This is a genomic window from Paenibacillus sp. DMB5, from assembly GCF_001517085.1.
GTDB lineage: Bacteria > Bacillota > Bacilli > Paenibacillales > Paenibacillaceae > Paenibacillus_AQ.
In genome coordinates, this window is the sequence record NZ_LRAC01000121.1 from 94,896 (window position 1) to 109,804 (window position 14,909).

15 protein-coding genes are annotated in these 14,909 nt (G+C 46.0%); all 15 read left to right on the forward strand.

What is annotated here, in order from left to right:
• The first annotated feature begins 38 nt into the window (after window positions 1-38).
• Window positions 39-782, forward strand: a complete 744-nt coding sequence (locus AWJ19_RS14450; RefSeq protein ID WP_068724738.1) for a sugar phosphate nucleotidyltransferase — start codon at window positions 39-41, stop codon at window positions 780-782.
• Entirely contained in the window at window positions 782-2,776 is a 1,995-nt protein-coding gene (locus tag AWJ19_RS14455; protein WP_068724741.1) for a lysylphosphatidylglycerol synthase transmembrane domain-containing protein, read from the forward strand. Before AWJ19_RS14450 ends, AWJ19_RS14455 begins: the two co-directional genes overlap by 1 nt.
• Before the next feature lie 24 nt (window positions 2,777-2,800).
• Window positions 2,801-3,361, forward strand: a complete 561-nt coding sequence (locus AWJ19_RS14460; RefSeq protein WP_082707897.1) for an HAD family phosphatase — start codon at window positions 2,801-2,803, stop codon at window positions 3,359-3,361.
• 42 nt (window positions 3,362-3,403) lie between these two features.
• Entirely contained in the window at window positions 3,404-3,754 is a 351-nt protein-coding gene (locus tag AWJ19_RS14465; RefSeq protein WP_068724746.1) for an EamA family transporter, read from the forward strand.
• Window positions 3,741-4,088: an EamA family transporter gene (locus AWJ19_RS14470; RefSeq protein ID WP_241781751.1), complete on the forward strand. Its 348-nt coding sequence runs from the start codon at window positions 3,741-3,743 to the stop codon at window positions 4,086-4,088. The genes AWJ19_RS14465 and AWJ19_RS14470 overlap by 14 nt, the downstream gene beginning before the upstream one ends.
• A 39-nt stretch (window positions 4,089-4,127) precedes the next feature.
• Window positions 4,128-4,871 (forward strand): sugar phosphate nucleotidyltransferase, encoded by a 744-nt coding sequence (locus AWJ19_RS14475; protein ID WP_068724748.1) that lies wholly within the window; start codon window positions 4,128-4,130, stop codon window positions 4,869-4,871.
• A gap of 20 nt (window positions 4,872-4,891) precedes the next feature.
• Window positions 4,892-5,440 carry a dTDP-4-dehydrorhamnose 3,5-epimerase gene (gene rfbC / locus AWJ19_RS14480; protein WP_068724750.1) on the forward strand — a complete coding sequence of 183 codons (549 nt, stop codon included), beginning with the start codon at window positions 4,892-4,894 and terminating at the stop codon, window positions 5,438-5,440.
• Window positions 5,441-5,476: 36 nt separating this feature from the next.
• Window positions 5,477-6,499, forward strand: coding sequence for a dTDP-glucose 4,6-dehydratase (rfbB, locus tag AWJ19_RS14485; protein WP_068724754.1), 1,023 nt, complete (start codon window positions 5,477-5,479; stop codon window positions 6,497-6,499).
• Between the two features lie 8 nt (window positions 6,500-6,507).
• On the forward strand, window positions 6,508-7,371 hold the full coding sequence (rfbD, locus tag AWJ19_RS14490; RefSeq protein ID WP_068724772.1) for a dTDP-4-dehydrorhamnose reductase: 864 nt from the start codon (window positions 6,508-6,510) through the stop codon (window positions 7,369-7,371).
• A gap of 170 nt (window positions 7,372-7,541) precedes the next feature.
• Window positions 7,542-8,528, forward strand: a complete 987-nt coding sequence (locus AWJ19_RS14495) for a glycosyltransferase family 2 protein (protein WP_068724756.1) — start codon at window positions 7,542-7,544, stop codon at window positions 8,526-8,528.
• 103 nt (window positions 8,529-8,631) lie between these two features.
• Window positions 8,632-9,627 carry a glycosyltransferase family 2 protein gene (locus AWJ19_RS14500; protein ID WP_068724758.1) on the forward strand — a complete coding sequence of 332 codons (996 nt, stop codon included), beginning with the start codon at window positions 8,632-8,634 and terminating at the stop codon, window positions 9,625-9,627.
• Window positions 9,624-11,024 carry an undecaprenyl-phosphate glucose phosphotransferase gene (locus AWJ19_RS14505; protein WP_068724760.1) on the forward strand — a complete coding sequence of 467 codons (1,401 nt, stop codon included), beginning with the start codon at window positions 9,624-9,626 and terminating at the stop codon, window positions 11,022-11,024. The genes AWJ19_RS14500 and AWJ19_RS14505 overlap by 4 nt, the downstream gene beginning before the upstream one ends.
• 98 nt (window positions 11,025-11,122) lie before the next feature.
• A complete protein-coding gene (locus AWJ19_RS14510; protein WP_068724762.1) occupies window positions 11,123-11,989 on the forward strand; it encodes a phosphatidylinositol-specific phospholipase C/glycerophosphodiester phosphodiesterase family protein in 867 nt (288 codons plus the stop codon).
• Between the two features lie 156 nt (window positions 11,990-12,145).
• Window positions 12,146-12,853, forward strand: a complete 708-nt coding sequence (locus AWJ19_RS14515; protein ID WP_068724774.1) for a heptaprenylglyceryl phosphate synthase — start codon at window positions 12,146-12,148, stop codon at window positions 12,851-12,853.
• Window positions 12,854-12,869: 16 nt separating this feature from the next.
• Window positions 12,870-14,909 (forward strand): DNA helicase PcrA (gene pcrA / locus AWJ19_RS14520; RefSeq protein WP_082707895.1); only part of this gene is annotated, 2,040 nt, incomplete at its 3' end.

Below are 14,909 nucleotides of genomic sequence, written 5' to 3' on the forward strand. Positions count from 1 at the left end.
CGGAATAAATAGTAATTGAATAGGAAGAGGAGAAAAAAATGACTGAAGGTATACATTTAGTTATGCCAATGGCTGGTAGCGGTTCGCGATTTTCGAATCAGGGGTACAGTGTTCCTAAACCACTGATTATGATTAATGATAAGCCCTTTTTTTATTGGGCAACCGTCTCAATTGCTAAATTTGTAACTTTAAGAAGTTTAACGTTTGTTGTTTTATGTGACCATATCGAACAATATAAGATAGATAAAGAAATTTTAAAGTACTTCCCGGACGCCCATATTAATGTGTTGGACGAGGTTCTCAATGGAGCAGTTCTTACCAGCATGGAAGGTGTTAAGGGTATAAATGATGACTATCCTATAGTATTTAATGACTGTGATCACATGTTTAAGTGTAGTTCCTTTAATGATTTCTGTAACGCTAAAGAATACGATACCTTAGACGGCGCTTTATTGACTTTTGAGTCTAACGATCCTAAGTTTAGCTTTTTGGCTTACGATAATAATGGGAATGTCATTAAAACTGTTGAAAAACAGGCGATTAGCCATGATGCTATCTGTGGGGCATATTACTTTAAGAACCGTCAAATTTTCGAAGAATCTGTAGAAGAGTATTTAAAAGTTTGTGATTACAAAGAGTTCTTTATTAGTGGTGTTTATAATGTTATGGCAAACAAGGGCATGCTTATTAATAGTTTTAGAGTAGACAAACATGTTCCTTTTGGTACACCGGATGAATACGAAACAGCAAAAGATTCAGATATATTTGAGGTGGCAAGATAATGGGTATGCTCTTATTTATTTCCGCAATCGTCTTATTAATGGTAGGCCATTACTTTAAAATGCTCAGATGGAAACAGTTCATAGAAATATATGAAACACCAAATGAAAAGTTATTACTACGTTCTCTTTCCATAGGGTATTTAATAAACTTTTGTATGCCATTTCGGTTGGGAGACTTAATAAGAGTGTTTATTTCAGGCCGAAAAATGAAGAACGGTATTTCTTTTTCATTTTCGACTGTTCTGGTTGACCGTTACCTGGATGTTATTGTTGTCAGTATCCTTTTCTCAACTTTTACGCTAAGTGGATTAAATGACGATTTATTTAGAAGTTCAACCATATTTTATGCCGTACTTGCGTGCGCTTTAATTGTAATTTCTCTGATTGCCGTCAAGTATAGCAGGATAGTTAAGAAATGCCTGAAGAAAATCTGCTCAGTCTTTAATTCACGAATTGAATTGAACATGCTCTTCTTTTGTTGGTCTATTATAACATCCTTTAAAGATATTTTTCGTAAAGTAAATAAACTTAAATTACTGATGTATACAGTGTTTATCTGGGGTGCTTACTTAGCTTCTTATTTTACTTTGGGTTTATTTTTGTCAAATCAAACGCATTTTTCCAGTTTTTTAAATATTTTTGCAACTTTATTTTCACGGGGAAGTTTGGATGCAGGCACAGTAAATTTGACGTATAGTTTTGAGTATTTGACACTTAAACCGCAAATTTTATTTGCTGTGTACCTTATTATACCGCTATTAGCGTTATGGGCACTCTCCTATTTACCAAATAAATTAAAAGATGCTGTATTCCAAAATAAATTAACAAGCAGCAGTAAGGTGCTGAATTTATTGCCTCAAGTCAATGAAGAAGATCGCCTAAACTTTCTTGAAGCCTATTTTTCCGGAGACGGCAGAGAATATCTGGCTAAGTATATTGAACTTAATCAAAATATTAGTATCATCCAAGATTATTCTGCTGGTTCTAACGCTACAGTGATGCTATGTATGGATGAAAATAAATCATTTTACCGAAAATATGCTTTTGGAGATGACGGGGATAAATTACATCAGCAGTTAACCTGGTTGCGCCAATATGAGAAACAGATTCCATTACCTCAAATATTGAATGAACAGTATGGAAACGGATATTGCAGCTACGATATGGAGTACAGTACGACTGCAGTAGGTTTATTCAATTATATTCACTCCCGTCCTTTGGAAAAAAGCAGAAGAATTATTCGTAACACCTTGGATACACTTGCTGATAATTTGTATCAAAATAATCAAAGACCTGCGGATCCCAAACTTATTTCACAATACATTACAGGTAAGGTGAGAGCCAATCTAGAAAAAATTAAATCTTCAAAAGAAATAAAAGGATTATTTGATTATGAGACGCTTATTATAAACGGGCAGGAGTACAAGAATCTTTGCGCTCTTGAAGAATTTCTGGAAGAAGATTATTTGACCGAAATCTTTAAAGATGATATATACACGGAAATCCACGGCGATTTAACAATAGAAAACATAATATGTGTTGAGGATTCGAGTTTTAAACCAAACTTCTATTTAATTGATCCTAATACAGGAAATGTTCATGATTCACCCAACTTAGATTATGCTAAACTAATGCAGTCTTTACATGGCGGTTATGAATTTTTAATGAAAACACAAAATGTAGCGGTAACAAAAAATGAAATTAATTTTTTGTTTACACGTTCTCAGGCGTACAACTCAATGTTTACTTTTTATTTTAATTATTTAAATGAGAAGTTTTCTAGAAAAGAGATCAGGAGTATTTTCTTTCATGAAATTATCCATTGGTTAAGATTAATGCCTTATAAAATTGAAAAAAACGGGAAAAGAGCGGTGCTTTTTTATGCTGGACTAATAATGGTGATGAATGATGTTATTGATTGGTTTAGTGATATGAGTTCTGAAAACCTAGAGGTGGCTGCTGCACTTGAGAAGAGACAAATTTTTTTGGCATAGCGAATGAGAGGAATGATCAGAGAGTTGAAAAATAAACTAGCTATTTTTGACCTTGATGGGACTTTATTCGATACAGGAGAGGTTAATTACCTATCTTATAAGCAAGCTTTGCAGCAACAAGGGTATGCTTTAGATTTTGAATTTTATACAAAAGAGTGCAATGGTAAATACTACAAAGAATATCTTCCTAACATAATTGACAATCCTCCCATAGAGTTAATGGAAACTATTCATAATCAAAAAAAAGACTTATATGCTTCAAATTTAGGTGCAGCCAGAGTTAATGAACACTTATTTAATATTATTGAGAGTCTAAAAGAAATCTATTATATAGCTGTTGTTACAACAGCATCAAGTAAAAACTGTTCTGATATTTTAAGCTATTTTAATAAAACAGACTTGTTTGATTTGATCATTACACATAATGATGTTCATAAAGTAAAACCGGATCCAGAGGGTTTTCTTAAAGCAATGACCTATTTTAGTATTACTGCTGAGAATACTATAATCTTTGAAGACTCAGAGGTGGGAATAGAAGCAGCTTTACGTAGTGGTGCGGCAGTATTTACAATAGCAAAATTTTAAGGCTGCTGATTCAAAACTATTGATTGCAGGTGAACGTCATTTATGCCAAAGCAAATTATAGATTCGATCAATAAAAATAAAAAAGGTATTATTTTTATACTTTGTTCAGCTGTTTGTACTTCTCTTGGACAGGCTTTCTGGAAGTTATTTAATGAAGACCAGTGGATATTTCTGATTTTAGGTTTTATATTATATGTCTTTGGGGCATTTTTCATGATAGTAGCTTTTCGTCACGGTTCTTTATCAGTCCTTCATCCCTTGCTTAGCATAGGTTATCTTTTTGCTTTAATAATTGGTTTTTTTCTGCTGAATGAAGCTGTCAGTTTTAAAGAGCTGATGGGTATTGCTATCATCCTAATAGGTGTATTACTTATTGGGGGTGAGGATCATTAAACAGGATATAATTCTTGGAGTGCTCTTCATTCTTATGACTCTATTTGGAGCACTTGGCGGATATGCATTCAAACGGCTTTCAACATATAAACCAGGCATAAATAAAGGTTTTCTGTTTTTCTTTTTATCTGGCGGAATGTTGTATTTTTTAGGAGCTATAAGCAATATTATTCTATTAAGATATTTACCGTATACTATTTTATATCCTCTTTCATCAGTAACATATATCTGGACCATACTGATCTCCTACTTTTTGCTATCGGAAAAAGTTACCCGTAAAAAGATTGTAGGCATTACACTTATAATTGTTGGAGCTGCTTTTCTAATAAAGTAAGATACTTGTTGCTCGGAAGTAGCTTAAGGGAGGTACCAATTGAAAGGCATAATCCTAGCCGGTGGCACAGGCTCCCGCTTGTACCCTTTAACCAAAGTAACTAATAAACACCTTCTCCCTGTAGGCAAATACCCTATGATCTTTCATGCCATCTATAAGCTTAAGCAGGCTGGTATAGAGGATATACTAGTGGTTACAGGCAAAGAGCATATGGGTGATGTTGTGAATTTACTTGGCAGTGGCAGCTCCTTGAATGTGTCGTTTACGTACAAGGTACAGGATGAAGCTGGTGGGATTGCTCAGGCACTGGGATTGGCGGAACAGTTTGTAGGCTCTGATCAAAGTGTTGTGATTCTTGGCGATAATGTGTTCGACGAGGATATATCGCAATATGTCCGGAATTTTGCGGCGCAGGGAGAAGGCGCCAAAATTCTTATCCAAGAGGTATCTGACCCTCAGCGGTTTGGTGTACCTGAATTGCATGAAGATAAGATCATCTCCATTGAAGAGAAACCTGAAATTCCTAAGAGCAATTTTGCTGTGACCGGCATATATATGTTTGACAGACATGTTTTTGAAATTATAAAAACACTCACACCTTCAAACCGCGGCGAGCTTGAGATCACAGATGTAAACAATGCATATATTAAAAAAAGTCAGTTAACTTACGATGTTTTAGGTGGTTGGTGGACGGATGCCGGCACCCATGCTTCGCTTGCACGTGCTAATGAATTGGCCAAAGATATCCTGTTTGATGAAATGTTCGGTAAATTAAAATTATAAAAATCAGGAGGAGTTCAAGTATGAAAGTCACTCCTTTAAAACTCCAGGGCGCAAGCCTGCTCGAACCGGTGGTCCATGGCGACAACCGGGGTTTTTTTATGGAGAGCTACAATGAAGAGGTCATGCAAAAGGCCGGGGTGAACTTTCAGTTTATTCAGGACAATCAATCGCTATCAGCGGAGGTTGGTGTACTCAGGGGGTTACATTACCAGCTCAACCCGAAAGCTCAGACTAAGCTGATTCGTGTCCTCTCCGGTGTTATTTATGATGTAATCGTCGATGTACGTCGCAGCTCCCCTACCTTTGGGCAGTGGGTTGGCGTTATTCTGAGTGAATATAACAAGCGTCAGCTGCTGGTGCCCAAGGGCTTTGCCCATGGGTTCTGTACTCTTGTTCCGAACACCCAAGTCCTGTATAAAGTGGACGAATACTATTCCCCTGAGAATGACCGCGGCATATTATGGAATGATCCGTCGCTTGGCATAGACTGGCCCGTTGCTAGCCCTGTGCTGTCTGACAAGGATAAAAGACATCCGTTGCTTAAGGATGCGGAGCTGAACTTTGAGTAATGTAACTTAATTTTTAAATTTAAAGGTGGTCTAACAATGAAACTCCTAGTCACCGGCGGAGCCGGCTTTATCGGCAGCAACTTTGTAATATACATGCTGCAGCAGCACCCGGATTACAAAATCATCAATGTGGACGCGCTGACGTACGCAGGAAACCTTGAAAATTTGAAATCAGTCGAAGGAAACCCGAACTACATTTTTGTCAAAGCAGACATTACGGATGTTGCGGCGATGGATGCGCTGATTGGCCAGGGTGTGGATGTAGTGGTCAATTTTGCGGCGGAGTCGCATGTGGACCGGAGTATTTTGGAGCCGGATGTTTTTGTGAAGACGAATGTATTGGGTACACAGGTGCTGTTGGATGCAGCCAAAAAATATAGCGTAACGAAGTTTGTCCAGGTATCCACGGATGAGGTGTACGGAACACTGGGCGCTACGGGGCTGTTCACTGAAGAAACACCTCTGACCCCGAATAGCCCGTATTCGGCAAGTAAAGCCGGCGGGGATTTGCTGGTGCGTGCTTACCACGAGACCTTCGGATTGCCGGTTAACATTACCCGCTGCTCGAACAACTATGGTCCTTACCAGTTCCCGGAGAAGCTGATTCCGTTGATGATTTCGCGTGCGCTGAATGATGGAGCGCTGCCGATTTACGGCGATGGTCTCAATATCCGTGACTGGCTGTATGTGGAAGACCACTGCAGTGCGATTGATCTGGTTATCCATAATGGCGTTATTGGTGAGGTCTACAACATCGGCGGTAACAATGAGCGGACTAACATGCATATTGTGAAGACGATTCTGGAGGAGCTGGGCAAGCCGGAATCCCTGATTACTTATGTGCAGGACCGTCCGGGACATGACCGCCGTTATGGGATCGACCCGACCAAGATTACGAATGAACTGGGCTGGAAGCCGAAGCATACGTTCGAAACCGGAATTAAGGAAACGATACAATGGTACTTGAATAATAAAGAATGGTGGACCCGCATCCAGTCCGGGGAATACCAGAAATATGCCGCGCTTCAGTATGGCAGCCGTCTGGGGGATTCTCTGTAATGTCTACGATGAAAGTGCTGGTTACCGGATCCGCAGGACAGCTGGGCCAGGACCTTGTGCTGCTTCTCCAGAAGCAGGGACATGAGGTACTGGGCTGCGACCGTCAGGAGATGGATATTACAAATCTGGAGCAATGCGTGGAAGTGATTGGCGGCTTCCGTCCGGACGCCGTTATTCACTGTGCTGCCCACACAGCAGTGGATGCTGCAGAAACCGATATTGATGCAGCCTATCTGATCAATGCTACTGGCAGCCGCAATGTGGCAATAGCCGCTGAAAAATCCGGGGCGAAGCTGGTATACATCAGTACGGACTATGTTTTTGACGGAATGGGTACCAAGCCGTATCACGAGTACGATAATACCGATCCGCAGAGTATTTACGGCAAGTCCAAGCGGGCCGGGGAGACACTGGTTCAATCCCTGTCGTCGAAGTTCTTCATTGTCCGCACCTCCTGGGTGTACGGCAAATACGGCAATAACTTTGTCAAAACCATGCTGAAGCTCGGCCAGGAAAAACCGCTGCTCCAGGTTGTGGATGACCAAAAGGGCTCTCCGACCTACACGGTGGACTTGGCCCGGTTCCTGCTGGAGCTGATTCAGACAGAGAAGTATGGCGTGTACCACGCTTCTAACTCTGACGCTTGTACATGGTATGAATTCACACAGGCGATTTTCGCAGAAGCTGAAGATATTCTCGGGCTTAAATTCACAGCAAGGCTTGAGCCTTGCGGGACGGAGCAGTTCCCGCGCCCGGCGCCGCGCCCGCGTTATTCTGTGATGGAGCACCTGTCCATCCGGACGAACGGGTTCGAGGACATCCGTCCTTGGCGTGAAGGTCTGCGTGACTTCTTGCTTGAAATGAAGGAATAGCAATCTTACACGATTATATAACATCTGAGCTCCCGGACCGTTGACAGCGGTTTGGGAGTTTTTTTGTTTAAGCGGCAAATAGCAGACATCCCCCGTTTTCGTTATAATGGTGGAGTGCTGATTGCAAATGCAAGATTTCTAATGAATTCAAGATTCGGGGTATCTATATCATGAAGAACATCAAAACAGTCAGTGTACATATCGTTACCTATAATAGTGCAGACGATATCACAGATTGCCTTATAGCAGTTCTTGCCCAGGATCATCCTGTAGAGCAGATTGTTGTAGTGGATAATGCCTCTGCAGATGGCTCTGCTGCAAAGGTAAGTGAATTTTACCGCAGTATAGAGGAAGCGCCGCATACAACTCCAAGTACGCATCTGTTCAAGCCCAAGCTCATCCTCATCGAAAATAAAGCCAACACCGGCTTTGCCCCCGCCCATAACCAGGCTATAGCTGCCACGGATACAGATTATGTACTGGTGTTGAACCCGGATCTGGTGCTGGCTGAAGACTACGTATCCAGGCTCGTTGCGCAAATGGAGAACAACCCGCTAATCGGCAGTGCGACAGGTAAACTGCTGCTAAAAGCAGACCCTTCCCTGGTTGACAGCACAGGACTGCGGATGAATAAGGCTCGGCGGGCTTTTGACCGTGGTGCAGGAGAGCCTGCTGCAGACTGGATGGAGTCCGGAGCCGTATTCGGTGTATCCGGAGCGGCGGCATTGTATTCCCGGCGCATGATTAAGGATATCAGCGTTGACGGTGAGTTTTTTGACGGGGATTTCTTTGCGTACAAAGAGGATGTTGATGTTGCGTGGCGGGCTCAGCTGCTTGGCTGGCAGGCCTACTTTGATGCGGAAGCAATCGGTTACCATGAACGGGGCTGGAAGACAGCCGGACGGAGCGGCAAATCGATGTTTATCCGCAGAATTTCCTACATTAACCGCTATAAGATGATCTATAAAAATGAGCCTTCCCGCACCCTGCCGCTGACCCTGATCCGTGCGCTGCCGTATGAGCTTGCCGCACATGCGTATATGCTGCTCAAAGAGCCGGGGCTGATCAAGGCCTGGGCTTCATTCAAGGCACAGCGGACCGAACTGAAACGTAAGCGCCGATATGTGCAGGAGAAGGCAGCCTGCAAGAGAAATTAGCAGATTAGCGGCAAATAAAGGGTTCAAAACCTGGAATAAGAGGATCTTCTATGTAAAAACCTCCCTAACCGGCGACTGCCTATCAGGGAGTTTTTATGTTATAATGTTGTCGATAGATTACTATATTTGTCAGGAGCGTAGTGAAGTGAATGTAGATGTAAGTATTTTAATTCTCAATTACAACACCTGCCGCCTGACGATGGACTGTATCAGGTCGGTGTATGAGTCGGATACGAACTTTTCCTATGAGATTATTTTAATAGATAATAACTCGCATGATGATTCGGTTGAGAAGATTAGCAGGGAATTTCCGGGTGTAACGCTGATTGCGAACAAGGAAAATGTGGGGTTTGCGCGCGGTAACAACCAGGGGATGGAAGTCGCATCCGGACGTTATGTGCTGCTGCTGAACTCGGATACGGTGATCCGCAGGGATACGCTGGAGACGATGGTTTCCTTTATGGATACCCGTCCTGATCTGGGGGCCTCGGGCTGCAAGGTGATTCTGCCGGATGGCTCGCTCGACAAAGCCTGCAAGAGAGGGTTCCCGACACCTGCTGCCTCTTTCTATTATGCTTTTGGCTTCAGCAGGCTGTTCCCGGACAATCCCAGGTTTAACGGTTACCAGCTAGGCTATCTGGACCCGGATAAGGCGTATCCCGTTGATTGCCTTGTCGGGGCGTTCATGCTGGTCCGGCGGGAAACGATTGATAGAGTAGGCGGGTTGGATGAGGCGTTTTTTATGTATGGTGAGGACCTGGACTGGTGCTACCGGATCAAAGAAGCGGGCTGGGGAATTTACTATTATCCGCAGACTTCTATCATTCATCTGAAGGGCGGAAGCGCCCGCCGCAGACCGTTCAAGATAGTGTATGAGTTTCACAGAGCAATGATCTTATTCCACCGCAAGCATTATAGCAGGCAGTATAGCAGTATAATTAACGGAACGGTATATGCCGGAGTTGCTGTCAAGTTTCTGCTGTCCCTTGCCGTTAATGCCTTGAGGGCACCGCGTCCGGTATCCACTCCGGCACAGAGTCTTACAGCTTCCGCAGAAGCGGGACCACAAGTTGAATCGAAGGCCGAGGTGAGATTATGATCCGCCGTAATCAGAAGTTTTTGACCCAGCTGTATATGGTTGCTGACTTTCTGGTAATCCAGCTGTCCTTTCTGGCAGCCTGGTGGCTGAAGTTCCGCAGCGGCTGGCTGGAGTCCTATAATACGCTCCCGGTGGAATCTTATGCTTATTGGAGCATCATGTACGGTGCAATTTCTGTCCTGATCGGGATTGTGCTCTCCCTTTATCTGCCGAAGCGCAAGAAGCGTTTTGTCGACGAATTTCTCAAAATTTTTCAGGTACACGTGATGGCCATCTTCATCCTGCTTGGCGTGATGTTCTTCCTGAAGGAAATTGACGTTTCCCGCCAATATCTGGCTATTTATATGGGCTTTAATATTCTGTCCATTATGCTGTACCGCTATGTGCTCAAGACAATGCTGAAATCCTTGCGCGAAAAGGGCTACAACCGCCAGTTCGTGCTGATTATCGGCGCAGGCTCGCTGGGCAGAAGATTTTACAATAATCTGGTCCAGTATCCGGAGCTCGGCTATGAAACAATCGGATTTTTGGATGACTTCCAGAAGTGGGACGGGATCGAGGAACAGCGCTATAAGCCGATCCTGGGAACAGTGGATGAGCTGTCCGGGATTCTTGAAATGCTGCCGGTGGATGAGGTCATTCTGGCCCTGCCGCTGGATGCCCATTCTAAATATCCTGCCATTATTGCCGCCTGCGAAAAGGCGGGTGTGCGGACGCTGATCATCCCTGATTTCTTCGACTACCTGCCGGCACGGCCGTACTTCGATAATTTTGCCGGTATGCCGATGATTAACGTGCGTGATATTCCGCTGGATATGGCCGGTAACCGGCTGGCCAAACGGGCGTTTGATATTGTTTTCTCGCTGTTCGCCATCCTTATGCTGTCTCCGGTTATGCTGATTGTGGCACTGGGTGTGCGGGTTACATCGCCTGGACCGGTCATCTTTAAGCAGGAGCGTGTGGGACTTAACCGCCGTAATTTCATGATGTATAAATTCCGTTCGATGAAGATGCAGACAGATGCTGAAGTGGACACAGGCTGGAGCACCAAAGAAGATCCGCGCCGCACCCGTTTCGGGACGTTTATCCGCAGAACAAGCCTGGATGAGCTTCCGCAGTTTTTTAATGTGCTGTTCGGCCAGATGAGTGTGGTGGGCCCACGCCCGGAGCGTCCGTATTATGTGGAGCAGTTCCGTGACGAGATTCCCAAGTATATGGTCAAGCATCATGTGCGTCCGGGAATTACCGGGTGGGCACAGAGTAACGGTCTGCGCGGGGATACCTCGATTGAGGACCGGATCAAGCATGACATCTTTTACATTGAAAACTGGTCGCTGCTCTTCGATATCCGCATTATTTTCCGGACGATCCGCAACGGCTTCAAAAATGCCTATTAATTTTATAACGATACCATAGAAACGGTTGCCACCCTTGCTATAAGGCCACAGCCGTTTTTGCTTTTTCTACTCCTATGACAGCAAAGGAACCCTACTATATGGATAAAAGAAAATGGATTGCATCTCTCATCATGGCTGCCGCCCTCATCCTGCTGCTTGTGATTACATTATGGCCCCAGGAGGAGGAGCCTGCTACCGGTTTTAGTGCACATAAGGTTATCGCCCATGCGATGGGCGGAATTAATAATCATACGTATACGAATACGCAGGATGCTTTTGTTGCCAACTACGAGCAGGGTACACGCGTGTTTGAAACGGATCTGCTGCTTACTACCGATGATAAGCTGGTTGCCCGCCATGAATGGACCGGCAATATGAGCCGGCTGCTTGGTCAGCTGGATGTACTTCCGGCCGCCAGACAGGGAGTCGTGCTCAGCTACGAGGAAGTGATGGAGAGTCCGATCCTGACGCTCTATTCTCCGCTCGATATCGACAAAATCATGGATCTGCTGGTTGCTTATCCGGATGCCTACATTGTGACCGATACAAAGGAGCTTGAGCCGGAGCTTGTAACGAGACAGTTTGAACACATCGTTGAAGCGGCTAACCGTAAGGACCCTATGCTGCTTTCGCGGATTGTGCCTCAGATCTACAGCCGTGATATGCTTGATGTGGTGAGGAAGGTCTATTCGTTCCCGGAAGTGATTTTTACGTTATATCAGTCCTACGACAGCGACGAACAAGTAGTTGAGTTTGCCCGCGAGACCGGTGTGGAAATTACGATGCCAGCGACGAGAGCCACCAAAAGCTTTGTCCGTAAGCTCAAGCAGGCCGGAGCCCGCATCTACGTGCATACCGTTAACGATGAAGATGAGATCACGAAGCTGTCCCGGATGGGCATAGACGGGTTTTATACCGATTTTGTCTCTGAGGAGGATCTAGGCCGGATGCGGGGGGTACGCTGAAAAAGCAGATGAGTATCTATTAAGGGAGATAGAGGCATAAATTCCAGCCGTATTTTTACCAAATCAGCTTGGTGAACAGACGGTTATATACTATAATTAAAAAGCGAAAAAACGTTCGTATTTTTGAAGGGTAAGGATGGACGACGGATGAATGAAATGCGGCAAATGATACAGCCGTGGCGGCATGTATTCAAGCTGGACCCGGACCGCGAGCTTGGGGATAGGGAACTGGATGCCCTTTGCCGGTCCGGAACCGATGCCATTCTGGTAGGAGGCTCTACCGGAGTGACCTATGAGAATACCACAGCGCTGCTCACAAGGCTGCGGCGCTATGAGCTTCCCTGTGCGCTGGAGGTCTCCGAGCTTGAGGCGGCTGTACCGGGTTTTGATGTATACATGATACCCATGGTGCTGAATACGCCGGACACAGACTGGATTCTTGGTCATCACCGCAGAGCCATAGAGCGCTTTGGCAGTCTGATCCCGTGGGAAAGGGTGCTGACGGAAGGATACATTGTATTAAATGAAGACTCCTCTGTAGCCCGGCTGACAAACGCAGACAGCAGGTTAAGCGGCCGTTCCGCGGCTGCATATGCAGAGATTGCAGACAAGCTGATGGGACTTCCGGTCGTTTACCTTGAATACAGCGGAACGTTTGGCAATATGGACGTTGTCCGGGAAGTGAGAGAGTCGGTAGAGCACAGCCAGCTTTTTTATGGCGGCGGTATTACCGGCGTAGCTGAGGCTGAGCAGGCAGCAGCTCTTAGCGACACTGTCGTTGTCGGCAATATTATATACCGTGATGTACAACAGGCGCTGCTTACTGTGCAGGCGGTTAAAAAGACGCTGAAAACATATATTTGAAAGGAGCATGCCACCCATGCAACTTATTAACATACAGGATGCCGTTAGCCGGTTAAATCCTCCGCAGCGTAAGGCTGTAGAAACGACTGAAGGGCCGCTTTTGATTATGGCCGGAGCGGGCAGCGGCAAGACCCGTGTGCTTACCCACCGGATCGCCTGGCTGATTGCGAACCGTTTAGCCCCGCCGTGGGCGATTTTGGCGATTACCTTTACGAATAAGGCGGCCCGCGAGATGCAGGAGCGTGTCTCCAAGCTGGTAGGCGAGGAGGGGCGGGATATCTGGGTATCCACCTTCCACTCCATGTGTGTGCGTATTCTACGCAAGGATATTGAACGGATCGGCTTCACCTCGAATTTTTCCATTCTTGATTCTGCAGATCAGCTCTCCGTTATCCGCAATTGCATGAAGGATTTGAACATCGACACCAAGAAATTTGAGCCGAAGGCGGTACAGGCGGTCATCAGTACGGCGAAGAATGAACTGGTGACACCGGCGCAGTATGAGCAGAAGATCGGCGATTATTTTGAAGGCCTTGTGGCAAAAGTATACACCAAGTACCAGCAGCGGCTCAGAAGCAACAACTCGCTGGATTTCGATGACCTCATTATGAAGACGATCCAGCTGTTTAAGGAAGTTCCTGAGGTGCTGGATTTCTACCAGAAGAAATTCAAGTACATTCATGTCGATGAGTATCAGGATACGAACCGGGCGCAGTACATGCTCTGCAAGATGCTGGCCGACGGCCATCACCGCATCTGCGTGGTCGGCGACAGCGACCAGTCGATTTACCGCTGGCGCGGAGCCGATATTACGAACATTCTGAATTTTGAAGAGGACTATCCGGAAGCCACAACTATTCTGCTGGAGCAGAACTACCGCTCGACCTCGAACATTCTGAATGCGGCCAACGGCGTCATCGCCCTGAATACAGGCCGTAAACCGAAGAAGCTGTGGACGGATTCGGAGGAGGGGCCCAAGATCAAGGTGTTCCGCGGCGATTCCGAGCATGATGAGGGGTACTTCGTCACCGGAGAGATCAGCAAGAACGTCAAGCAGGGACAGGCGTACCAGAATCATGCCATTCTGTACCGGACCAATGCCCAGTCCCGTGTAATAGAAGAAATTCTGATTAAATCGGATATTCCGTACCAGATTGTCGGCGGGATCAAGTTCTACGACCGTAAAGAAATCAAGGACCTGCTCGCCTATCTGCGTCTCTTATCCAACCCGGATGATGATATCAGCCTGGCGCGCATTATCAATGTGCCTAAGCGCGGACTCGGGGATACTACTCTTGGCAAGCTGGCTGTGGCGGCGGCAGAACGCAATGTCTCGATTTTCCGGGTGCTGCAGACAGTGGATGATCTCGGCTTTGCTGGCCGGACGCGCAATGCGCTGGTAGAATTCTACGACATGATTGAAGCGCTGCACCGGATGGTGGAGTTCCTGTCGGTGACCGAACTGACCGAGAAGATATTGGAGCTGTCCCAGTACCGGCTGGAGCTGCAGAATGAGAATACGCTGGAATCCCGCGCCCGGCTGGAGAATATTGACGAGTTCCTGTCCGTGACGATGGAATTTGAGAAGAATAATGAAGACAAGTCGCTGGTCTCCTTCCTGACGGATCTGGCGCTGATTGCCGATATCGACAGCATGAACAACGATGAAGAGGACCGCAGCGATGCGGTTGTGCTGATGACGATGCACAGCGCCAAGGGTCTGGAGTTCCCGACTGTATTCATCATCGGCATGGAGGAGGGCGTGTTCCCGCACAGCCGTGCCTTCCAGGACAATGATGAACTGGAAGAGGAGCGCCGGCTGGCGTACGTAGGCATTACGCGCGCAGAGAAGCAGCTGTTCCTCAGCTGTGCAAGAATGCGCACGCTGTTCGGGCGGACGACGGCCAACCCGCCGTCCCGCTTCCTGGAGGAGATTCCGGAGGAGCTGAAGGAAGATACCGTCCGTGAATCGGACGCTTCCGGCGCGGAGGCGCGGAGGTGGGCGGTGCCTATGGCGGCCGCGGCTTCGGCGGCGCGGCCGGGGGAACTTCGGCGG